At 71.9% G+C, this 22,343-nt stretch carries 15 protein-coding genes and 1 pseudogene; all 16 read left to right on the top strand.

What is annotated here, in order from left to right; all coding sequences use genetic code 11:
- Positions 1–189: 189 nt before the first annotated feature.
- The gene (locus tag ACF07B_RS11835) at positions 190–1,668 is read left to right on the top strand and encodes a sugar transferase (RefSeq protein WP_369483937.1); all 1,479 of its coding nucleotides are present in this window, start codon (positions 190–192) and stop codon (positions 1,666–1,668) included.
- Positions 1,669–1,741: 73 nt separating this feature from the next.
- A complete protein-coding gene (locus ACF07B_RS11830) occupies positions 1,742–3,058 on the top strand; it encodes a nucleotide sugar dehydrogenase (protein WP_384234607.1) in 1,317 nt (438 codons plus the stop codon).
- Positions 3,048–4,315: pseudogene (locus ACF07B_RS11825) on the top strand (glycosyltransferase family 4 protein). The gene ACF07B_RS11830 and the pseudogene ACF07B_RS11825 overlap by 11 nt, the downstream one beginning before the upstream one ends.
- Positions 4,312–5,679, top strand: a complete 1,368-nt coding sequence (locus tag ACF07B_RS11820) for a Wzz/FepE/Etk N-terminal domain-containing protein (protein WP_392178835.1) — start codon at positions 4,312–4,314, stop codon at positions 5,677–5,679. Before ACF07B_RS11825 ends, ACF07B_RS11820 begins: the two are co-directional and overlap by 4 nt.
- The gene (locus tag ACF07B_RS11815) at positions 5,676–7,193 is read left to right on the top strand and encodes a Wzz/FepE/Etk N-terminal domain-containing protein (RefSeq protein WP_392178834.1); all 1,518 of its coding nucleotides are present in this window, start codon (positions 5,676–5,678) and stop codon (positions 7,191–7,193) included. The genes ACF07B_RS11820 and ACF07B_RS11815 overlap by 4 nt, the downstream gene beginning before the upstream one ends.
- 3 nt (positions 7,194–7,196) lie before the next feature.
- Positions 7,197–9,131: an asparagine synthase (glutamine-hydrolyzing) gene (asnB, locus tag ACF07B_RS11810; RefSeq protein WP_392178833.1), complete on the top strand. Its 1,935-nt coding sequence runs from the start codon at positions 7,197–7,199 to the stop codon at positions 9,129–9,131.
- Between the two features lie 25 nt (positions 9,132–9,156).
- Positions 9,157–11,361 (top strand): bi-domain-containing oxidoreductase, encoded by a 2,205-nt coding sequence (locus ACF07B_RS11805; protein ID WP_392178832.1) that lies wholly within the window; start codon positions 9,157–9,159, stop codon positions 11,359–11,361.
- Complete coding sequence (locus ACF07B_RS11800; RefSeq protein ID WP_392178831.1) at positions 11,358–13,325, top strand: alginate lyase family protein; 1,968 nt, start codon at positions 11,358–11,360, stop codon at positions 13,323–13,325. The genes ACF07B_RS11805 and ACF07B_RS11800 overlap by 4 nt, the downstream gene beginning before the upstream one ends.
- Before the next feature lie 13 nt (positions 13,326–13,338).
- Positions 13,339–14,859: a right-handed parallel beta-helix repeat-containing protein gene (locus ACF07B_RS11795; RefSeq protein WP_392178830.1), complete on the top strand. Its 1,521-nt coding sequence runs from the start codon at positions 13,339–13,341 to the stop codon at positions 14,857–14,859.
- A 1-nt stretch (position 14,860) separates the two neighbouring features.
- The gene (locus tag ACF07B_RS11790; protein WP_392178829.1) at positions 14,861–16,093 is read left to right on the top strand and encodes an O-antigen ligase domain-containing protein; all 1,233 of its coding nucleotides are present in this window, start codon (positions 14,861–14,863) and stop codon (positions 16,091–16,093) included.
- A gap of 2 nt (positions 16,094–16,095) precedes the next feature.
- Positions 16,096–17,337 (top strand): glycosyltransferase, encoded by a 1,242-nt coding sequence (locus tag ACF07B_RS11785; RefSeq protein WP_392178828.1) that lies wholly within the window; start codon positions 16,096–16,098, stop codon positions 17,335–17,337.
- Positions 17,334–18,569 carry a methyltransferase domain-containing protein gene (locus tag ACF07B_RS11780; RefSeq protein WP_384240026.1) on the top strand — a complete coding sequence of 412 codons (1,236 nt, stop codon included), beginning with the start codon at positions 17,334–17,336 and terminating at the stop codon, positions 18,567–18,569. The genes ACF07B_RS11785 and ACF07B_RS11780 overlap by 4 nt, the downstream gene beginning before the upstream one ends.
- The gene (locus ACF07B_RS11775) at positions 18,566–19,396 is read left to right on the top strand and encodes a glucose-1-phosphate cytidylyltransferase (RefSeq protein ID WP_392178827.1); all 831 of its coding nucleotides are present in this window, start codon (positions 18,566–18,568) and stop codon (positions 19,394–19,396) included. Before ACF07B_RS11780 ends, ACF07B_RS11775 begins: the two co-directional genes overlap by 4 nt.
- Entirely contained in the window at positions 19,393–20,040 is a 648-nt protein-coding gene (locus tag ACF07B_RS11770; RefSeq protein WP_369483924.1) for a PIG-L deacetylase family protein, read from the top strand. The genes ACF07B_RS11775 and ACF07B_RS11770 overlap by 4 nt, the downstream gene beginning before the upstream one ends.
- Positions 20,041–20,043: 3 nt before the next feature.
- The gene (locus tag ACF07B_RS11765; RefSeq protein ID WP_392178826.1) at positions 20,044–21,069 is read left to right on the top strand and encodes an NAD-dependent epimerase/dehydratase family protein; all 1,026 of its coding nucleotides are present in this window, start codon (positions 20,044–20,046) and stop codon (positions 21,067–21,069) included.
- Positions 21,066–22,340: a DUF4910 domain-containing protein gene (locus ACF07B_RS11760; RefSeq protein WP_392178825.1), complete on the top strand. Its 1,275-nt coding sequence runs from the start codon at positions 21,066–21,068 to the stop codon at positions 22,338–22,340. Before ACF07B_RS11765 ends, ACF07B_RS11760 begins: the two co-directional genes overlap by 4 nt.
- The last annotated feature ends 3 nt before the right edge of the window (positions 22,341–22,343 follow it).

Below are 22,343 nucleotides of genomic sequence, written 5' to 3'. Positions count from 1 at the left end.
AGTCCTGAACCAGCGGAAGTTCGTCGGACGGGAGGCAGTGCCTTCCGGGGGGAGGAACGGCGCGGCGCGGGAGGCGGGGGCCTCCCGGGGGGAGGAACAGCGCGGCGCGGTGCGGGAGGCGGGGGTGCCTCCCGGAGCGAGGAACAGTGTTAGGCGAACACGTCGAACCACTGGAACCTGGGGGGTTCTGTGCGGCAAGGGGGACTAGTACGCCCGTTTCCGTCTGCGCGCGAGCGTCTGACGAACGAGGCGATCGATCAGCCTGCGACCGACTGGGAGCAGCGGTACCGACGTACCGTGATCACCAGCGACATGGTCGCCACCGCGTTCGTGGTGGCGGCGATCGGCAACTTCTTCGGGGCCCGGGACGCGGCCAACTGGCACGAGAAGTGGGGCATACTCGCGTTCGGCACCGAACTGCTGGTGCTGGGGGCGTTAGCGGTGAGCCGGGCGTGGGCGCCGGCCGTGCTCGGCCAGGGCGCCGAGGAGTTCCGCCGGCTCGGGCGCTCGCTGTTCGCGGCGACCGTCGTCCTGGCGCTCGGCGGGATCGCGCTCACCTCGCGCAACATCAAACTCTGGATCTTCGTCGCGATCCCCGCGATCGCGCTCGTCACCATGACCGTGCGCTATCTGCTGCGCCTGTGGCTGCACAAACAGCGCAAGGAAGGTCGATGCCTGCGACCGGTGCTCGCCGCCGGGAGCCCGGCGACCCTGCGCGACCTGGTCACCCGGACCCGCAAGTTCCCGCACCTCGGCTGGCGGGTGGAAGCGGTCTGCACGACGGACGGTCACGGGCTCGACGGTGACGAGCTGGACGGAGTGCCGGTCGTCGGGCGGCTGACGGACGTCGCGGGCCACGTGCACCGCGACGGCTACCGGGTCGTCGCGGTCACCCCGGACCCGCACTGGTCACCGGACCGGCTCCAGCGGCTGGCCTGGAATCTGGAGGGCAGCGACGCCGAGATGGTCGTGGCCCCCGTGCTGATGGAGGTGGCCGGTCCGCGGCTGCACGTCGACGCGGTGCTCGGGATACCGCTGCTGCGGGTCAGCATGCCGACCTTCACCGGGGGCCGCCGCGCGGTCAAGGTGGTCGTCGACCGGCTGGGCGCGGCCGTCCTGCTGCTGCTGTTCGCGCCGCTGATGGTGCTGGTGGGGCTGCTCGTGCTGCTCGACAGCCGGGGCGGGGCGCTCTACAGCCAGCGCCGGGTCGGCAAGAACGGCCGGGAGTTCACCATTCTCAAGTTCCGCACCATGGTCTCCGGGGCCCATGGGGCACGTGCCGAACTGGCCGGCCTCGACGAGGGTGCCGGCCTGTTGTTCAAGGTCCGCCGGGACCCGCGGGTGACCCGGGTCGGAGCGGTGCTGCGCCGGTACTCGCTGGACGAACTCCCGCAGCTCTTCAACGTACTGACCGGATCGATGTCACTCGTCGGTCCGCGGCCTCCGTTACCGGAGGAGTCCGCCGCGTACGGCCCGGACATCCGGCGGCGGCTGCTGGTCAAGCCGGGACTCACCGGCCTGTGGCAGATCAGCGGACGCAGCGACCTGTCGTGGGAGGAGGCGGTGCGGCTGGACCTGCGGTACGTGGAGGACTGGTCGCTCGCCCTGGACACGGTGATCTTGTGGAAGACGCTGCGTGCGGTGCTCTACGGGCAGGGGGCCTATTGATGCGCGGAGGGTGTCGTCCGGCAGGCACGTGTACGGCAGGCCGCAAGGGTCTGCCCTGGGGGAGGAACGGGTCATGAAGGTCAGCGTTTTCGGGCTCGGTTACGTGGGCTGTGTGTCGGCCGCGTGCCTGGCAGGCCAGGGCCACGAGGTCATCGGCGTGGACGTCAACCAGGTGAAGGTCGACCTGGTCAACGACGGCAAGGCTCCGGTGGTCGAGGAGGGGATCGGCGAGCTCGTCGCCGACGTCGTGGGGAGCGGGGCCTTACGCGCCACCACCGACGTCCGTGAGGCGATCGCGAACAGCGAGGTGTCGCTGATCTGCGTGGGCACGCCCTCGGAGCCCAACGGCAGCCTGTGCACCACGTACTTGGAGCGGGTCACCGAGGAGATCGGCGCCACGCTGGCCGAGCGGGGCGGCCGGCACACCGTCGTGTTCCGCAGCACCATGCTCCCGGGCACCTGTCTGAACCTGCTGCTGCCGATCCTGGAGAAGTACGTCGGCGGAACGGCCGGCGTGGACGTCGGGGTCGCGGTCAACCCGGAGTTCCTGCGCGAGGGCACGAGCGTGCGGGACTTCTTCGACCCGCCGAAGACCGTCATCGGCGAACTCGACGCGGCGAGCGGCGATGTGGTGGCGGCTCTGTACGAGGGCCTGCCGGGCGAGGTGTTCCGGGTGCCGATCCCGGTGGCGGAGGCGATCAAGTACGCGGACAACGCGTTCCATGGCCTCAAGATCGGTTTCGCGAACGAGCTGGGCGCGGTGTGCCAGGCGCTCGGGGTGGACTCGCACCAGGTGATCGACGTGTTCCTGGCCGACCGCAAGCTGAACATCAGCCCCGCCTACCTGCGGCCCGGTTTCGCCTTCGGCGGCTCGTGTCTGCCCAAGGACCTGCGCAGCCTGGTCCACGCGGCGCAGCGGGCGGACGTCTCGGTGCCGATCCTCTCCCACGTGCTGCCCTCCAACTCCGACCATCTGCAGCGCGCAGTGGAGATGGTCGAGCGCACCGGCAAGCGCCGGGTCGGCCTGTTCGGGCTGTCCTTCAAACCCGGCACCGACGACCTCCGGGAGAGTCCTCTCGTCGAGCTGGCGGAGAGGCTGTTCGGCAAGGGGTACGACCTGCGGATCCACGACGCCAACGTGAGCCTCTCCCGGCTGCTCGGCGCGAACCGCGAATACATCGAGACCCGGCTGCCGCACCTCGCGCAGCTGCTCGCGGACTCCGTCGACGAGGTGCTGGAGCACGCGGAGGTGTGCCTGGTGGGAACCAGGGACCCGGCCGTGCTGTCGGCGCTGCCCCACGGCGACGGACCGATGATCGTCGATCTCATCCACCTTCCCGACGCCGACGCGCGCCGGACCGAACCGGGATACATGGGCCTTGCTTGGTGACTCGACCAGCGGCGACCGGACTGACCGGCGCGCGCTGATCCTGGTGGAAAACCTGTCGGTGCCGTTCGACCGACGGGTGTGGCAGGAGTGCACGACGCTGCGCGACGCCGGATGGACGGTGCACGTCATCTGTCCACAGGGCAGCAAGCGGGACACGGAGCCGGAGGCGGAGATCGACGGGGTGCGGATCCACCGCTACCCGTTGCGCGCCGCCACCGGCGGACCGGCCGGCTATCTGCGGGAGTACGGATCGGCGCTGTGGCACACGATCAGACTGGCCCGGAAGATCGGCCCGGTCGACGTGGTCCACGCCTGCAATCCGCCCGACCTGCTGTTCCTGCCCGCACGGTGGCTGAAGCGGCGCGGAGCGCGGTTCGTCTTCGACCAGCACGACCTCGTACCGGAGCTGTACCTCTCCCGGTTCGGCCGCGGCAAGGACCTGCTCTACCGCGGTGTGTGCGCGCTGGAACGGATGACCTACCGGGCCGCGGACGTCGTGCTCGCCACGAACGAGAGCTACCGGGACGTCGCGGTGAGCCGCGGCGGCCGGCGGCCCGAGGACGTCTTCGTGGTGCGCAGCGCGCCCGACATCGACCGGTTCCACCCCGTACCGCCCGAGCCGGAGCTGAAGCGCGGCAAGCCCCATCTGCTGTGCTACCTCGGGGTCATGGGCCCGCAGGACGGCGTCGACTACGCCTTGCGGGCCCTCGCGAAACTGCGCGACGAGGTCGGACGGACCGACTGGCACGCGGTGTTCGTCGGGGGCGGCGACACCTTCGAGGCGATGGTGGACCTGTCCCGGCAGCTCGGGCTCTCGGAGCAGGTGCAGTTCACCGGACGCATCCCGGACGCGGACCTGGTGCGCTACCTGTCCACCGCGGACGTGTGCCTCTCCCCCGACCCGCACAATCCGCTCAACGACGTCTCGACCATGAACAAGGTGCTGGAGTACATGGTGATGGGCCGGCCGCTCGTCTCCTTCGACCTCCGGGAGGCGCGCGTCTCCGCCGGTGACGCCGCCCTCTACGCGCCCGCCAACGACGAGGCCGAGTTCGCGAGGCTCATCGCGCTGCTGCTGGACGATCCGGAGAAGCGCGCTCTGATGGGCAAGATCGGCCAGGAGCGGATCAGCGGCCCGCTCTCCTGGCGCAACTCCCAGGCGTCCCTGCTCGCCGCCTACGCCGCCGCCTGCCGCGACCACGCCCCGGCGTCGGCGGGCGATCCGGACCGGGCACAGGGCGGAGGCCGCACCGTTGAACGATGACACGATACGCCTGGTCACGATCGGGCGGATCATCCGTCGGCGCTGGCGGCTCCTCACCGTCCTCGCCCTGGTGGGCGCGCTCGCCGGGTACGGCACGTCCCTGCTCTTCCCGCCCCGCTACACGACGTCGGCATCGGTCCTGCTGCCCGGCGCCTGGGAGGAACGCGAACTGCTGACCCAGCAGGAGATCGCGACCAGTTCGGTGGTGGTGGACGCGGCCGCCGACCAGCTCCACTGGACCGACGTCGGCAAGAACGAACTGCGGGACCAGGTCGGCGCGAAGACCGCCGACGGGAACATCATCAAGATCTCGGGGACGGCCGAGACCCCGGAACGCGCGCAGCGGCTCGCCGACCAGGTGGCCCGGCAGTTCGTCACGTTCGCAGCGCGGGTCGCGGACAACAACACCGACCCCGACACCGCGGCGCAGCGCGAGGCACTGCAACAGACGGTGACCCAGACCAGCAAGCGCATCACCGAGCTGGCCGACGCCGCCGATCCCGGGCAGACCGTGGAGGGCGTGCAGGCCCGCACCGAGCTGGAGAAGCTGCGCACCACGCTGCAGGAGGCCATCAACAAGCTGGACCAGGCCGACCCCTCCGCCCGCAAGGCCAACATGGTCGTCATGGGCTCGGCCCCCCGCCCCACCGGCGAGGCACCGCCGACGCGGCTCCAGCTCGTCGTCGCCGGGGCGCTGCTGTTCTTCCTGCTCGGAGTCGTCGGCCATCTCACCGCGGCCCGCATGAGCCGTCGGCTGCGCACCCAGCCGGAGATCGCCGCGGCGCTGAACGCGGAACTGCTGGGCACCGTCGACGTTCCCGCCGAGCGGACCGGGCACCGGTCGGAGAGCGGTGGCTCGCGCTCCGGGATCCGCCGGCTGCTCGGCGTCGACGTCCGCTGGGACATCCCGGCCCCGCAGGCCTCAAGTGACGAGGTCAGCAGGCAGATCCGCTACCAGCGTGTGTGCGCCCGTCTGCGGGACCGGCTGCCCGCCCCCCGGCGGCTGCTGGTCCTCGTCCCGGAGGGTGACGAGACCGCCCGCCTCGCCGCCGGCCGGCTTGTCGCCGAGGCTGAAGGCGATCCGGCACTGCGGATGGTGGGGGTCTCGGTGTCCCAGCCCCTGGTGCCGGACCGCGGCAGCGAGTCCGGTGCCCTGGTCGTGCTCAGCCCGGGGAACTGGACCGCGGCCGAACTCGCCGGCATCGCCGAGGCGTGCGCGGACGCCAAGCACGAGGTCGTCGGTGTCGTCCTCGCCGGCATGGTCCGCGCCCTTCCGGCGCGGTCCGCCGGCCGTCCCCGGAACGCGGCCACGCCGTTGCTCGCGGTCGGCCACGACGTGAAGGGAAGTTCAGGGTGACGACGAGTACGACAACGGAGTCGTCGGCCGCCGCTCCGCTGCTGGACCTGCAGGCACTGGTGGTGGCGGTGCGCAGACGGCGCCGCTTCTGGTGTGCCGCGGGTCTGCTGGGGCTGCTCGTGGGCGCGGCGGTGGCGGTCCTGCTGCCGGCGCCGCCGACCGCGGTGACCAAAGTTCTGGTCGCGCACCAGGAGGACCAGCCGAACGACCCGGGGACGCTGATCCGCACCGACGTCGCGCTGCTCCAGACCACACGGATCGCCGACCAGGCCCTGAAGTCCCTCCACTCTTCGGAGAAGCCGGAGGACTTCATGCGGGACTACTCGGGGATCGGGGTGACCAACAACCTGCTGCAGATCACGGTGACCGGTGACAGCGACGCGCAGGCGGAGGCCCGCGCCAAGGCGCTGGCCGACGCGTTCGTCACGGACCATGTGAAGCGGATCCGGGCGGCTGCGGACGCCGAGGCCAAGGCCCTGCTCGACCAGCGTGACCGCCTGCAGGGCGAACTCACCAAGGTCAACAAGGCGATCGGGGACGCGTCGGCGCAGAGCGGGCCGACGGCGTCGGCGGACCTGGAGTCCCTCTTCGCCCGCCGGGCCGAACTCACCTCGCGCATCACCGACTTCGGCCAGCGCGCCGCGGAGGCGCGCATAGGCACGCCGCAGCTCATCGCCGGCACGCAGATCGTGGACGCCCCGAGCGCGGTGCGCGGCTCCCTGCCCAAGGCCGCCGCCACCAACGGCGTGATCGGACTCGTCCTCGGCCTCGTCCTCGGGCTCGCGGTGGCCGCCGTCGGTTCGGTCGTGGCGGACCGCCCCGTGCTGCGCCGGGAGGTCGCGTCGAACCTCGGCGCCTCGGTCATCGCCGAACTGCCCCGCCGGAAGGGCAGGCTGGGGCGGCGCCGACGGGTCCGGGTGGCACGCGAACGGCTCACCACGTCGCTGGCGCGCACCGCGCGCGGCTCCGCGGAACCGGTGTCGCTGCTCGAACTGGGCTGTGCGCGCGGCACCACCGAGATCGCCCTGGACCTCGCCAGGGCGCTGGCGGCGGACGGGCCGGTGGTCGTCGTCGACGGTCTGCCGGGCCCCCAGCTCGCCAAGCGCCGCGCCAAGCCGGGAGACCCGGCGGTGGTCAGCGGCGCAGGTGCCGCGACCGTGCCGCACCAGGACCGCCGGGTCGGCGTCGGCTCGGTGGCGCCCGGCACGGCGTGGACGGACCTTCAGTACCTCGGCACGCGGACCGTGCTGGTCGTACGCGCCGGGCACGGGAGCGCCGCGTGGCTGCACACCGTGGCACGGCAGCTCGCGGACCAGCGGATCGCGGTGATCGGCGTGGTGCTGATCGACCCCGATCCGCGTGACCGGACCGACGGCACCCTGTGGGACGGGCTGGACACCGCGCTGCGCGGCCAGGACGAGCGGGCGGCCCGGCAGAGCGGGCCGGCCCGGCGGGCGGAGCGGCAGCCGATATCGGCGGCCCGCGTCCCGGACAGCGACCAGGAGGCACGGTAGGACATGTGTGGCATCGCGGGGACTTACCGATGGCCCGACGGGAAGGCGGTGGCCGACCGGCTCACCGAGACGCTCGCCCACCGCGGTCCGGACGGGGCGGGCCACTACAGCCACTCCGCAGGTGACGGCGAGGTGCACCTCGGGCACCGCCGGCTGGCCATCATCGACCTGTCCGAGACGGGCGCCCAGCCGATGGTCTCGGACGGTCTCGTCCTGACGTACAACGGCGAGCTGTACAACGCGCCCGAGCTGCGTGCCGAGCTGGAGGCCTCGGGGGTGCGCTTCCGCGGCACCTCCGACACCGAGGTGCTGCTGGAGGCCTGGCGGCGCTGGGGCACGGACTGCCTGCCCCGGCTGCGCGGCATGTTCGCGTTCGGCGTCTTCGACGAGCGGACCGGTGAGCTGACGCTCGCCCGCGACCAGCTCGGCATCAAGCCGTTGTTCCTGCTCCGGCGCGGCGGGGGCCTCGTGTTCGCCTCCGAGCTCAAGGCGCTGGCCGCCGTGACCGGCGGGTCGCTGGAGGTGGACCACGCGGCGCTGGTGGCGTCGCTGCTGTACTACTGGGTGCCGGACTCGCGGTGCGCGTTCCGCGAGGCGGAGAAGCTGCCGCCGGGGAACTGGATCCGGTTCCGGCCCGACGGCGGGGTGCAGCGCGGCCGGTACTGGAACCTGCGGGAGGTCGCGTCCGAGGGCCGGGAGCGTGCCCTCAGCGGCGACCTGCCGGACATCGCCGCCGTCGTCGAGGAGTCGACCCGGCGCCATCTGCTCTCCGACGTGCCCGTGGCGACCTTCCTCTCCGGGGGGCTCGACTCCAGCTATCTGACCGCGCTGGCGGCCCGAGACCGGCCCGGGATCTCCGCCTACACGATCGGATTCCGTGCCGAGGACGCCAAGTTCGAGGCGATGCCGGACGACCTGCGCTATGCCCGGCAGGTGGCCGAGCGGTTCGGCGTCGACCTGCACGAGATCGAGATCGCCCCGAACGTGCTCGACCTGCTGCCGCGGATGACGCACCATCTGGACGAGCCGATCGGCGACCCCGCCGCGATCAACACGTTCCTCATCTGCTCGGCCGCCCGGGAGGCCGGGGTCAAGGTGATGCTCTCGGGGATGGGCGCCGACGAGCTGTTCGCCGGCTATCGCAAGCACCTGGCCAACGTGATCGCGCTGCGCTACCAGCGTGTCCCGCGGCTCCTGCGGCGCGGCGTGTCCGCGGCCGTGGACCGGCTGCCGGTCGCCTCGGCCCGCCGGGGGTACCGCTCGGTGCGCTTCGCGAAGCGGTTCCTGTCCTTCGCCGATCTGCCGGAGGAGACCGCGTTCCGGCGCAGCTACACCATGTACGACCGGGCCGAGCTGCTGGCCCTGATCGATCCGGACCTGGCCGGGACGGTCGACGAGGTGCTGACCGAGCACGCGGATGTCTACGAGGACAACGACCTCGACGACTTCGTCAACCGTATGTGCCTGGGCGACTCCCGGATGTTCCTGCCGGGTCTGAACCTCGCCTACACGGACCGGTCGAGCATGGCCGCGTCGACCGAGGTGCGGGTGCCGTACGTGGACGTCGAGGTGGTCAGGGCGGCGTTCGCGGTGCCCGGTGACCGCAAGATCGTCAAACGGCAGGGCAAGGCCGTCCTCAAGGAGGCGGCCGCCTCGGTCCTGCCCCGGGAGATCGTGTACCGGCCCAAGGGCCTGTTCAGCGCCCCGCTGCGGGCCTGGATGAGCCGGGATCTGGCGCCGCTGGTGCGCGAGGTGGTGAACGACGGCGAGCTCGTCCGGTCGGGGCTCCTGCGCCGCGACGCGCTGGCGCGCATGGTCGCCGAGGACGCCGCCGGGCAGCGGGACTTCTCCAAGCATCTGTGGCATGTGCTGACCCTCGAGTACTGGTATCGCGGCGCGACCTCCGGGGCCGGCCAGCACTCTCCCGTGAACGCGTAGAGACAGTAGAGACAAGAGGATTTCGGTGAAACAGGTCGTACAGAACTACAAGAGCGGTGAGCTGGCGCTGCTCGACGTGCCGGTGCCGGGATGCAAGCCGGACGGGGTGCTCGTCCGGAGCGCCTACTCGCTGATCTCCACCGGTACCGAGCTCATGAAGGTCTCCGAGGCCGGCATGTCGATGCTGGGCAAGGCCCGCTCCCGGCCGGACCAGGTCGCCAAGGTCATGCAGAGCGTCGCCACCAACGGGGTGCCCGCCACGTACCGCAAGGTGATGGGCAAGCTGGACTCGTACACGCCGCTCGGCTACTCGCTGTGCGGGGTGGTCGAGCAGGTCGGCGCCGGGATCGACGACGTGAAGGTCGGCGACCTGGTGGCCTGCGCCGGCAACGAGCACGCGCTGCACGCCGAGTTGAACTGGGTACCGAAGAACCTCTACGCCCCGGTACCGGACGGACTCGCGCCGCGGCACGCGGCCTTCGGCACCGTCGGGTCGATCGCGATGCAGGGTGTCCGCCAGGGCGAGTCGCGGCTCGGCGAGGTGGCGCTGGTCATCGGTCTCGGGCTGATCGGGCAGTTGGTGGTGCAGCTCCTCACCGCCTCGGGCGTCCGTGTCGTCGGGGTCGACCCGGACCCGGCGCGCTGCGAGCTCGCCGAGCGCCTGGGCGCCGCGGCCTGCGGCGATCCCTCCTCCGCGGCCGTGGAGAACTCCGTCGCCGAACTCACCGGCGGCCACGGCGTGGACCAGGTGTACCTGGCGGCCGGCGGCGGCAGCAACCAGCCCGTCGAGCTGGCCGCCCGGCTCTGCCGCGACCGCGGGCGGGTCGTCGACATCGGCAAGTGCCGCCTCGACCTGCCGTGGAACGCGTACTACGAGAAGGAGCTCGACGTCCGCTTCTCCCGCAGCTACGGACCCGGTCGCTACGACCCGGAGTACGAGCTGGAGGGGCGGGACTACCCGATCGGCTATGTCCGCTGGACCGAGCGGCGCAACCTGGCGTGCTTCCTCGACCTCGCCGCCCGCGGCAGCGTCGACGTGGAGCCCCTGATCTCCCACATCGCCGACTTCGACGACGCCGTCGAGACGTACCGGAGCCTGAAGGAAGGCGAACTGAAGGCCGTGGCCGTGCTGTTCCGGTACCCGGAGCAGACGGCGGAGCCGGACACCACGGAAACCCCGGCGAAGGCAACGGTGTTGGCCGTGCCCGCGGTGAAGCGGGGCGGCGGCGAGGGGTCCGCGCCGGTCCGGGCCGCGAAGACGCCGGTGCGCCTCGCGTTCGTCGGAGCGGGCAACTACGCCACGTCGATGCTGCTGCCGCATCTGGCGCGGCGCGACGGCGTCGAGCTGTCGACGGTCGTCACCACGACGGCGCTGTCGGCGGCCAACGCGCAGCGGAAGTTCGGCTTCGCCGAGGCGACCACCGATCTCGACGCCGTGCTCGGCGACAAGTCCATCGACGCGGTGTTCGTGGTCACCCGGCACAGCTCGCACGCCGAACTCACCCGGCAGGCCCTGCTCGCAGGCAAGACCGTGTTCGTGGAGAAGCCGCTGGCCCTCACCGAGGAGGAACTGGCCGGGGTGCTCGCGGCGGTGGAGGAGTCCGGCAACGACCGGCTCCAGGTGGGCTTCAACCGCCGGTTCTCGCCGCTGCTCCAGGAGGCCAGGAACCAGTTCGGCGCCCGGACCGGTCCGGCGAGCCTGCGCTATCTGGTCAACGCGGGCCGGCTGGCGCAGGGGAGCTGGTACCTCCAGCAGGGCGCCGAGGGCTCGCGGTTCGCCGGCGAGGGCGGACACTTCATCGACACGGCGAGCTGGCTGCTCGACGCCGATCCGGTCTCCGTGTACGCGGTCGCCTCGTCCGGCAACGAGGACCTCCAGATCGTCCTGCGCTACCCGGACGAGTCCACCGCCACCATCAGTTACGTCACCACGGGCGCGCCCGGCTTCCCCAAGGAGACGCTGGACCTCGTCGCGGACGGCAAGGTGCTGCGGCTCGACGACTTCGTCCGCGCCTCGGTCTACGCCCGCAAGCGGTGGGTCAGTTCACGGCTGCCCAAGGCCCGGGACAAGGGCCAGTCGGCCGAACTGGCCGCGTTCGTCAAGGCCGTTCGGACGGGCGGTCCGATGCCGGTGCCGCTGGAGTCACTGGTCGCCACCACCGCGGCCACCCTCGCCGTGCGGACCGGCCTGGCCGGCGGCGCGCCGGTGACGTTGGCGGCGGCTCGATGACCATGAGCGCGGGCTGGTACCTGCGCCGTCTGTCCCGGATGGGGCCGCGGGAGGTCGGCGGCCGGGCGGGCGACGCGGTGCGCAGGCGGCGGTGGCGTGCGGCGCCGCCGGACTGCCCGGAGGTGACCGGCGCCCGGTTCACCGCGACGCTGCCCGCGGGGACTCTCGCCGAGGTGGCGCCGGACGCCGTGAAGCGTCTGGTCGCCGAAGCGGACCGGCTGATGGACGGGCGCGCCGAGTTCTTCGGGGTGGAACGCGACGACCTGGCCGACCCGGACTGGTCGTACGACCCGAAGACCGGACGCCGGGCCCCGCAGGTGTACGCCTTCGACGTGCCGTACCGCGACGAGGACGCGGTCGGGGACATCAAGCAGATCTGGGAGCCTTCCCGGCACCAGTACCTCACCGTGCTCGCCGCCGCCTACGCGGTCACCGGGGACGAGCGGTACGCCGAGCGGGTGGCGGGGCATCTGCGGTCGTGGTGGGAGGCCAACCCGCCGCTGCGCGGGGTGCACTGGACCAGCGGCATCGAGCTGGGCATCCGGCTGCTGTCCTGGGTGTGGGTCCGTCGGCTGCTCGACGGCTGGCAGGGCGCGGCCGCCCTCTTCGAGGACAACCCGGTGGCGCTGAACCAGATCTGGCACCACCAGCGCTGGCTGGCCGCCTTCCCCAGCCGGGGGTCCTCGGCGAACAACCACGTCATCGCCGAGACCGCCGGGCAGTTCGCCGCGGCCTGCGCGTTCGGCTGGTTCCCCTCCTCGGCGCGCTGGCGCTCCGACGCCCTGCGGTCCCTGGAACGGGAACTGCGCGGCAACACGTTCCCCTCCGGCCTCAACCGCGAGCTGGCCACCGAGTACCACGGCCTGGTCCTCGAACTCGGCCTGGCCGCGGTGGCCGAGGCGGACGCGGCGGGCGTCCAGGTCCCCACGACGGTCCGGCTCGTGCTGCTGCGCATGACGGACGCGCTCGCGGCCGTCGTGGACAACCGGCTGCGACCGCCGCGCCAGGGCGACGCGGACGACGGGCACGGTCTGATCGTGGACGGCGCGGGCACCGACCGCTGGGCCTCGCTGCTCGCCACCGGGGAGGCCGTGTTCGGCCGGCTCGACTGGTGGCCGGCGGTCACCGGCACCGACGTGCGCACCCCGCTGCTGGCCGCGTTCATCCAGCCGTACGCGAGGAAGGACACCGCACCGGCCGTGTCCCGCCCCGCTGAACGGCCCGCCCATTTCGCCGACGCGGGCATGACCGTCCTGCGCGGGCCGGAGGAGATCTGGGTCCGCTGCGACGGGGGTCCGCACGGGTTCCTGTCCATCGCCGCGCACGCCCACGCCGACGCGCTGTCCGTGGAGGTCCGGCACGACGGGGTCGACGTGCTCGCCGACCCGGGCACGTTCTGCTACCACGGGCAGCCCGAGTGGCGGCGGTACTTCCGCTCCACCCTCGGCCACAACACCCTGGAACTCGACGGCGGTGACCAGTCCGTCTCGGGCGGCCCGTTCCTGTGGACCCGGCACGCCCGCAGCCGCGTCCTGGTCGCGGACGCCTCCGGCGCCCCGGCCGGGGGGACGTCCCGCTGGTGCGCCGAGCACGACGGCTACCAGGACTCGGTGCACCGCCGTCTGGTGGAACTGGCGTCCGGGAGCCGGGAGCTGACCGTGTTCGACGAGGTGCGCGGCCCGCACCGGGACGTACGCCTGGCCTTCCACCTCGGCCCGGCGGTCACCGCGGAGCTGGAGGGGAACCGTGCGCGGCTCACCTGGTCCGTTGACGGCGAGGAGCGCTCCGCGGAGCTCGACCTGCCCGCGCGGCTGACCTGGCGTGCGCATCGCGGCGAGAGCGAACCGCCCCTGGGCTGGTACTCCGCCGGCTTCGGGCGCAAGGAACCCGCCACGACGCTGGTCGGCACCGGCGTCGCCGAGGGCACGCAGGGGTTCACCACCGTACTCAGGTTCCACGGTTAGGGAGGAAGGACGCTTGGGGATCAACTGGCGGCACTGGGCGCTGCCGGCTGCGCTGTTGGCGCTGGCCCTGCCGGCGGCGACCGGTTGCGACAGCTCGCAGGACGCACGGCTGAAGCCGACGGCCGGGCCCTCCACGTCCGTGGCCCGGATGTGCGCCAAACCCGCGTCCGGGCCGGCGAAGGCGCCGGCGGGCGCGGTGACGGTCGACCCCTCGAAGTCCGGCGACCTGGCCGAGAAGACCAAGAAGAGCCCCCCGGGCACCACGTTCTGGCTCAAGCCGGGCAAGCACAGGCTGGAGCGGGACCGCTACGCCCAGGTCATCCCCAAGAAGGGGGACGTCTACCTCGGCGCGCCGGGCGCGGTGCTCGACGGCCGGAAGACCAATCAGTACGCGTTCGCCGGCACCGCCCCCGACGTCACCATCCGCTACCTGACCGTGCAGGGGTTCGTCGCCCCGCGTGACGAGGGCGTGGTCAACCACGACTCGGCCGACGGGTGGGTGATCGAGCACGCGACGATCCAGCGCAACTCGGGCGCCGCGCTGATGGCCGGGGCACGCCAGCAGATACGCGCCAACTGCCTGCGCGACAACGGCCAGTACGGCGTGAACGCGTACAAGGGCAACGGCCGGATCAGGGGCCTGGTGCTCCAGGGCAACGAGATCGTGGGCAACAACACGGGCGACTGGGAACGGAAGCGGCCGGGCTGCGGCTGCACGGGAGGCGTCAAGTTCTGGGCCGTCGACGGCGCCGACATCCGCGGCAACTGGGTGCACGACAACCGCGGAACCGGGTTGTGGGCGGACACCAACAACAACGACTTCCTCATCGAGGACAATGTGCTCGAGGCCAACGACGGGGCCGCGCTGATCTACGAGACCAGCTACAACGCGGTCGTCCGCAACAACACGATCCGGCGGAACAACTGGGTCGAGGGCCGCAAGTACGCGGACCGCGGGGACAACTTCCCGTTCGCGACCATCTACATCTCCGAGTCCGGCGGCGAACCACGGGTCCACGCCCGCACGGACAGGATCGAGATCTACCGGAACACGCTGGAGAACAACTGGTCCGGGATCACCCTGTGGGAGAACGCCGACCGGTTCTGCAACAGCCCGGCCAACACCTCCTCCGGTGACTGCACGCTGCTGGTGAAGGACATCGACCGCTGCGCCCGGCCGGCGATCGCCACCGAACCGCTCTACGCCGACTGCCGGTGGAAGACCCAGCGGGTGGACATCCACAACAACCGCTTCGTGCTGGACACGTCCGTCGTCGGCTGCACGGTCAAGTGCGACCGCATGGCGGTGCTGGCCAACTACGGCACCTACCCCGACTGGTCGCCGTACCAGGGCGAGCGGGTGGCGGAGGCGATCACCGGCAAGCAGCACAACCGCTGGCACGACAACACCTACGTCGGACCGTGGAGGTTCGTCGCCCACGACCCGAGCCGGGTGCTCGACTCCGGCCAGTGGCAGGGCGCGCCCTACCGACAGGACGCGGGCAGCACCTTCCGCGCCCAGGACGGTGGCTGAGATGAGCACGGACCGTACTCCGAAGATCATCGGGACCGTCTGGGGACTGCTGATCCTCAACACCCTCGGGTCCGCCGGGGCGAAGACCATCGTCCCGCTCCCCCGCTCCCTCATCCAGATGGTCACCATGGGCGCGCTGGTCACCGCGTTCGCGCTGGCCCTCGCGGTCAATCTCCGGCTGCGCATCCGGACCAGCGCCTACCTGTTCCTGCTCACCCTGCTCCTGGTGATGAGCGTGATCTCCAGCATGCATCTGGAGTCCGGGTTCGGCGCCCTGTTCCGCTGCTTCCGGCTGGCCCTCTTCGTCGGCACCCTGTGGCTCGTCAGCCGCTGGTGGGACGGCGGCCAGACATTCGTCCGGCACCACATCCGGATGTACCTGGCGGTGCTCGCGACGGTGGCCGCCGGTCTGGTCGCGTCGCCGGGCGCCGCCCTGCCCGACCTCTACGGCGGACGGCTGGTCGGCGCGCTCTGGCCGCTCACCCCGCCCCAGATCGGACAGTACGCCGCGGTCATCATCGGGCTGACCGTGCTGCTCCTGCTGGGCCGCCGGACCGACCGGACCAGCGCTGCCGTGGTCATCGTGCCCTCCCTCGTCCTGCTCGCCCTGACCCACACCCGCACGGCCACGCTCGGCCTGCTCGTCGGGCTGGCGCTGGCGATCGGCTCGCTCATCCTCACCAGCGGCGCCGCCCGCCGGTTCTTCACCTGGGCGGTGACGATCGGCACGGTGGCCGCGGTCGGGTTCGCCTCCGCGCTGCAGACGTGGTTCCTGCGGGGACAGAGCCAGGAGAACTTCTCCAGCCTCACCGGCCGGGCCAAGGTCTGGCACGCGTTGCTGGCGGAGCCCCGGTCGACCACGGAGTATCTGTTCGGCGCCGGTCTGGGCGACAAGTCGTTCGACGGGCTGCCCATCGACAACAGTTGGCTGGCCGTCTTCAACGAGCAGGGAGTGGTCGGCGTCGGCCTGGTGGCCGCGATCATCATCGTGCTGGGCGGTGTCGCGCTGCTGCGGCCGCCGTCGCTGTCGAGGGCCTGCGCGATCTTCCTGATCAGCTACTGCGCGATCGCCTCGTACACCGAGGCCGGACTCGGCGACGCCTCGCCGTATCTGCTGCACCTGGCCGTGGCCGCCTCGCTGCTGGCGACGCCCGCCCCGGCCACTCCCCTCCCGACGCCCCGCGTCCCGCGACGACGCGTTCCTCGATGGGCCCAGAGATCGGAGGTGGTCTGAGCATGCACGTCCTCGTGGTGCACAACCGCTACGCCTCGGCGCAGCCGAGCGGGGAGAACAAGGTCGTCGACCAGGAGGTGGCGCTGCTGCGCGAGGCCGGCCACCAGGTCGAGCTGTTCGAGCGGCGCAGCGACGACATCGCTACCCGGTCGCTGCCGGGAAAGGCGGCGATACCGCTGCTGGTGCCGTGGAACCCGGCGGTCCGCTCGGAGCTCGCCACGAAGCTGCGCGCCGAGCGGCCGGACGTGGTGCACGTCCACAACGTCTTCCCGCTCCTGTCGCCCGCGGTGCTGGCCGCCTGCGCCGACGCCGGCGTGCCCGCCGTCGCCACGCTGCACAACTACACCCAGGTCTGCCCGCCCGGCACTCTGCAACGGGACGGCCTGCCCTGCACCGAGTGCGTGGGGTCCTCGCCGCTGCCCGCCGTCCGGCACGGCTGCTACCGGGGCTCCCGGCTGGCGACGGTGCCGCTCGCGGTCAGCCTGTCGGTCAACCGGCGGCGTTGGTGGACCGGCGTGGAGCGGTTCTTCTGCATCTCGGCGGCCCAGCGCGACGTCCTGGTGGGGGCCGGCATGCCGGCCGGGCGGCTGGCGGTGAAGCACAACTTCGTGCCCGAACCGGGCGTCCGCCGGGAGGGCGAGGGCGAGCATCTGCTCTATCTCGGCCGGCTCGCGGAGGCCAAGGGCGTACGGCTGCTCATGGCCGCGTGGGACGAGATCGGCGCCGGCGGCGGGGTGGGCGTGCCGCTGGTGGTCGCCGGAACGGGTCCGCTGGAGCGGGAGGTGGCCGTCTGGGCGGCGGGCCGGGACGACGTGCGGTACGTCGGCCTGCTGGACCAGGCGGAGTGCCGGAAGGCCATCGCGCGGTCGGTCGCCGTGGTGGCTCCGTCCACCTGGCTGGAGGCGTTCGGCCTGGTGGTCGTGGAGGCGATGGCGGCGGGGGTCCCGGCCGTCGCCGCCGGGCACGGCGCGTTCGTCGAACTCGTCGGGGACCAGGTGACCGGACTGCTGCACACGCCGGGCGAGGCCGCCTCGCTCGCGTCCTGCCTGCGCCGGATCACGGCGGAGCCGGCCGGCAACCGGGAGATGGGCCGGGCGGCCCGGCGCCGTTACGAACAGGACTTCAGCCCGGCCGTCGGGCTGGAGCGCCTGCTGGAGGGGTACCGCACCGCGATCGCGGGACGGTCAGCACATGCTCGCGGCGGGGACACCCGCGCGAACAGGGGGGATGGGGACAGTAGATGACACGATGCCGACTCTGCGGCTCGCACGCGACGGCGAGCGTGGTCGACCTGGGGGCGACCCCGCCGTGTGAGAGCTTTCTCGCCGCGGACCAGCTCGACCGGCCGGAGCCCGCGTACCCGCTGCACCTGCGGGTGTGCACCGACTGCTGGCTCGCGCAGATACCGCCGCTGATCGAGCCGGAGGAGACGTTCACGGAGTACGCGTACTTCTCCTCCTACTCGACGTCCTGGGTGGAGCACGCGCGCACGTTCGTCACCGACGCCGCCCAGCGGGTGGGGCTCGGCCCCGACGCGTTCGTGGTCGAGGTCGCGAGCAACGACGGGTACCTGCTGAAGCACGTGGTCGACCGCGGGATCCGCTGCCTCGGTGTCGAGCCCTCGGTGAACGTCGGCGCCGCGGCCCGGGAGGCCGGGGTGCCCACCCTCACGGCCTTCCTGGACCCGGACACCGGTGCCGCCGTCCGCGCCGAGCACGGCCCCGCGGACCTGGTCGTGGCCAACAACGTGTACGCGCACATCCCCGACGTGGTGGGGTTCACCCGCGGGCTGCGCGCCCTGGTCGCCGACGACGGCTGGGTCTCCATCGAGGTGCAGCACCTGCTGACCCTGATCGAGGAGAACCAGTACGACACGATCTACCACGAGCACTTCCAGTACTACACGGTCGCGTCCGCGATCCGCGCGCTGGCCAGCGGTGGACTCGCCCTGGTGGACGTCGAGTTGCTGCCCACGCACGGCGGCTCCATCCGGCTGTGGGCCCGGCCGGCCGAGGTCGCCGGCGAGCCGAGCGGGACGGTGGCCGAGGTCCTTGACCGGGAGAAGGCCGCCGGGCTCCAGGACCTGTCCGGGTACACCGAGTTCTCCGCCCGGGTGGCCAAGGTGCGCCGGGACCTGCTGCGGTTCCTCATCGAGGCGGCCGAGCGCGGCGAGACGGTCGTCGGCTACGGCGCCCCGGGCAAGGGCAACACCCTGCTCAACCACTGCGGCATCCGGCCCGACCTGCTCGCGTACACGGTCGACCGCAACCCCTACAAGCACGGCCGGTTCACCCCGGGCACCCGCATCCCGATCCTGCCGCCCGAGCGCATCGCCGCCGACAAACCGGACTACGTGCTCGTCCTCCCGTGGAACCTGCGGGAGGAGCTCGTCGAGCAGCTGTCCTTCGTCCACGACTGGGGCGGCCGGCTCGTCTTCCCCATTCCGGAACTGAGCATTGTCGAGGTCAAGGCATGAAGGTCGTACTGTTCTGCGGCGGTTACGGGATGCGTATGCGCAACGGGACCTCCGACGACGTGCCCAAGCCGATGGCGATGGTCGGCCCGCGGCCGCTGATCTGGCACGTCATGCGCTACTACGCGCACTTCGGGCACACGGAGTTCATCCTGTGCCTCGGGTACGGGGCGCACCACATCAAGAACTTCTTCCTCAACTACGAGGAGACCACGTCCAACGACTTCGTGCTGCGGGGCGGGCGGACCGAGCTGCTCTCCACCGACATCGCCGACTGGACGATCACCTTCGCGCAGACCGGCATCGAGTCACCGATCGGGGAGCGGCTGCGCCGGGTGCGCGACCACCTGGACGGCGACGAGATGTTCCTCGCCAACTACGCCGACGTGCTCACCGACGCCCCGCTGCCGGAGATGATCGACAAGTTCGCCCGGCGTGACGCCGGCGCGTCGATGATGGTGGTGCCGCCGCAGTCCTCGTTCCACTGCGTGGACCTGGGCGACGACGGCCTGGTGGGGGGCATCACCGCGGTGAGCGACATGCCGCTGTGGGAGAACGGTGGTTATTTCGTGCTCCGCCAGGAGGTCTTCGACCACATCCCGGAGAACGGGGACCTGGTCGCCGACGGCTGCGCCCAGCTGGCCAAGCGGGGACGGCTGCTGGCGCACCAGCACCGCGGCTTCTGGAAGCCGACCGACACCGTGAAGGAGCGGGCCGCGCTCGACGACGCCTACACCCGGGGCGACCGCCCGTGGGCCGTGTGGGAGCACGGCACGACGTCGGCGCGGGTGCCCGCGAGCCGGGCCGGGGTCACGGCGGGCACCGCGTGATCCGGCTCGGGACCGGGCGCCTGGACCGGATCGTCGCCGTGGGAGCGCACTGCGACGACATCGCCATCGGTGCCGGCGGCACCCTGCTGACGCTGTGCCACGCACGGCCGGGCATCCGCGTCGACGCGCTGGTGCTCACCGGCGGCGGCGGTGAGCGGGAGCAGGAGGAACGGGCCGCGCTCGCCGCCTTCTGCCCGGGCGCCGACCTGCGGCTGACCGTGCACAAGCTGCCGGACGGCCGGCTGCCCGCGCACTGGGACGAGGCCAAGGGAGCGGTCGAGGAGCTGCGCGCGGGCACGGAGCCGGATCTCGTGCTCGCCCCGCGCACCGACGACGCGCACCAGGACCACCGCGGTCTGGCGAAGCTGATGACCACCGCGTTCCGCGACCACCTGGTGCTCGGCTACGAGATCGTCAAATGGGACGGCGATCTCGGCCGCCCGTCGGCGTACCAGCCGCTGTCGCCGGAGATCGCCGAACAGAAGGTGCGGCTGCTCCAGGAGCACTATCCCTCGCAGCGGCACCGGCCCTGGTACGACCGGGAGGCCTTCCTCGGGCTGGCCCGGATCCGCGGCATCGAAAGCAACGCGCGCTACGCCGAGGCGTTCGCCGTCACCAAACTCACTCTCGACCTGGGGGAATGAACCTTGCGCGTACTGCTGACCGGGCACCAGGGCTACCTGGGCACCGTCATGGCCCCCGTCCTCACGGCCGCCGGGCACGAGGTCGTCGGCCTTGACTCCGGCCTGTTCGCCGACTGCGTGCTGGGCCCGGCGCCCGCCGACCCGCCGGGACCGCGGGTGGATCTGCGCGACGTCACGGCCGAGCACGTGGCCGGGGTGGACGCCGTGATCCACCTGGCCGCGCTGTCCAACGACCCGCTGGGGTCGCTGGCGCCCGAACTCACCTACGACATCAACCACCACGCGTCCGTACGGCTGGCCCGGCTGGCCCGCGAGGCCGGGGTGCGGCGCTTCCTGTACGCGTCGACGTGCTCGGTCTACGGCGCCGCCGGCGGCGACGACCTGGTGGCCGAGGACGCCCCGCTGCGGCCGGTGACGCCGTACGCGGAGTCCAAGGTGCGGGTGGAGGACGACCTGCACGAGCTGGCGGACGGCGACTTCACCCCGGTGTACATGCGCAACGCCACCGCCTTCGGCTTCTCGCCCCGGCTGCGCGCCGACATCGTGCTGAACAACCTGGTGGGACACGCCCTGCTGTCCGGCGAGGTCCTCGTCCTCTCCGACGGCACGCCCTGGCGGCCGCTGGTGCACGCCGCCGACATCGCGCGGGCCTTCACCGCCGCGCTGAGCGCGCCGCGGGAAGCGGTGCACGACCGGGCCTTCAACATCGGCAGCGAGTTCAACAACGTCACGGTCGCCGAGATCGCCGACCAGGTCGCCGAGGCGGTGTCCGGCGCGAAGGTGGTGATCACCGGGGAGAACGGTGCCGACCCGCGGTCCTACCGGGTGGACTTCAGCCGGTTCCGCGCCGCGGTGCCCGGCTTCGACTGCGAGTGGACGGTGAAGCGGGGCGCGCTCGAACTCGCCGACGCCTACCGGGAACACGGACTGACCCGGGAGAGCTTCGAGCAGCGCTTCACCCGGCTCGCCGTGCTGCGCGCCGCGTCCGACGCCGGCACCGTCGACGACACCCTGCGGCGGCGCCGATGACCGAGCTCGGCCACGAGATGCACGCCCTGGTGGAGCGGATGTACCCGCTCTGCCGGAGCATCACCGGCGACGGGGTGCGCGCCACCCTGGACATCGTCGGCGAGCACATCCCGCTCCAGGTGCACGAGGTGCCGACCGGAACCCAGGTGCTCGACTGGACGGTGCCGCAGGAGTGGAACATCAAGGACGCCTACATCGCCGACGGTTCCGGCAGGCGTGTCGTCGACTTCGCCGCGTCCAGCCTGCACGTGCTCGGCTACAGCGTGCCGGTGTCGGCGACCATGCCCCTGTCCGAGCTGCGCGAGCACCTGTACACCCTGCCCGATCACCCGGGCTGGGTGCCGTACCGCACCAGTTACTACAAGCCGGAATGGGGGTTCTGCCTGGCCCAGGAGACCCTGGACGCGCTGCCGGAGGGCGACTACGAGGTGCGCGTCGACTCCACGCTCGCCGACGGGCACCTCACCTACGCCGAGCACGTGGTCCCCGGGCGGATCGCCGACGAGGTGATCGTCTCCTGCCACGTCTGCCACCCGTCGCTGGCCAACGACAACCTGGCCGGCATCGCGGTGGCGACGTACCTGGCACGGGCGCTGGCGGAGCAGAACCCGTACTACACCTACCGGTTCATCTTCGCGCCCGGCACCGTCGGGGCGATCACCTGGCTGGCCCGCAACGCGGAACGGGTGGACCGGGTCAAGCACGGGCTGGTGCTGGCCTGCGCGGGCGACCCGGGCCGGCTGACGTACAAGCAGAGCAGGCGCGGCGACGCGGAGATCGACCGGGTGATGCGGCACGTGCTGGCCTCCTCCGAACGCCCGCACCAGGTCAACGAGTTCACCCCGTACGGGTACGACGAGCGGCAGTTCTGCTCGCCCGGGTTCGATCTCGGCGTGGGCTCGCTCAGCCGGACCCCGTACGCCGGCTACCCCGAGTACCACACCTCGGCGGACAACCTGGACTTCGTCTCCCCGGAGGCGATGGCGGACACGCTCGCCGTGTGCCGCGAGGCGTTCGCCGTCCTGGACCGCAACCGGAGCTACGTCAACCTCAGCCCCTATGGCGAGCCCCAGCTCGGCCGGCGCGGGCTGTACGACTCGCTCGGCGGCCGCAGCGACGCCAAGCAGGCCCAGATGGCGATGCTCTGGGTGCTCAGCCTCTCCGACGGCGAACACACCCTGCTGGACGTCGCCGAGCGGTCCGGGCTGCCGTTCGACACCGTCGCCGCCGCGGCCGACGCCCTGCACGGCGCCGAACTGATCAAGGCGTGACGC

The sequence above is a fragment of the Streptomyces sp. NPDC015532 genome (assembly GCF_043078065.1).
Classification (GTDB): Bacteria; Actinomycetota; Actinomycetes; order Streptomycetales; family Streptomycetaceae; genus Streptomyces.
This window is presented reverse-complemented; position numbering and strand designations above follow the sequence as displayed.

Coding starts and splice junctions, on each gene's coding strand:
- asnB (WP_392178833.1), top strand. CDS start 7,197: ATGTGTGGCATCGCGGGGACTTACCGATGGCCCGACGGGAAGGCGGTG.
- ACF07B_RS11760 (WP_392178825.1), top strand. CDS start 21,066: ATGACCGAGCTCGGCCACGAGATGCACGCCCTGGTGGAGCGGATGTAC.
- ACF07B_RS11830 (WP_384234607.1), top strand. CDS start 1,742: ATGAAGGTCAGCGTTTTCGGGCTCGGTTACGTGGGCTGTGTGTCGGCC.
- ACF07B_RS11790 (WP_392178829.1), top strand. CDS start 14,861: ATGAGCACGGACCGTACTCCGAAGATCATCGGGACCGTCTGGGGACTG.
- ACF07B_RS11780 (WP_384240026.1), top strand. CDS start 17,334: ATGACACGATGCCGACTCTGCGGCTCGCACGCGACGGCGAGCGTGGTC.
- ACF07B_RS11775 (WP_392178827.1), top strand. CDS start 18,566: ATGAAGGTCGTACTGTTCTGCGGCGGTTACGGGATGCGTATGCGCAAC.
- ACF07B_RS11785 (WP_392178828.1), top strand. CDS start 16,096: ATGCACGTCCTCGTGGTGCACAACCGCTACGCCTCGGCGCAGCCGAGC.
- ACF07B_RS11800 (WP_392178831.1), top strand. CDS start 11,358: ATGACCATGAGCGCGGGCTGGTACCTGCGCCGTCTGTCCCGGATGGGG.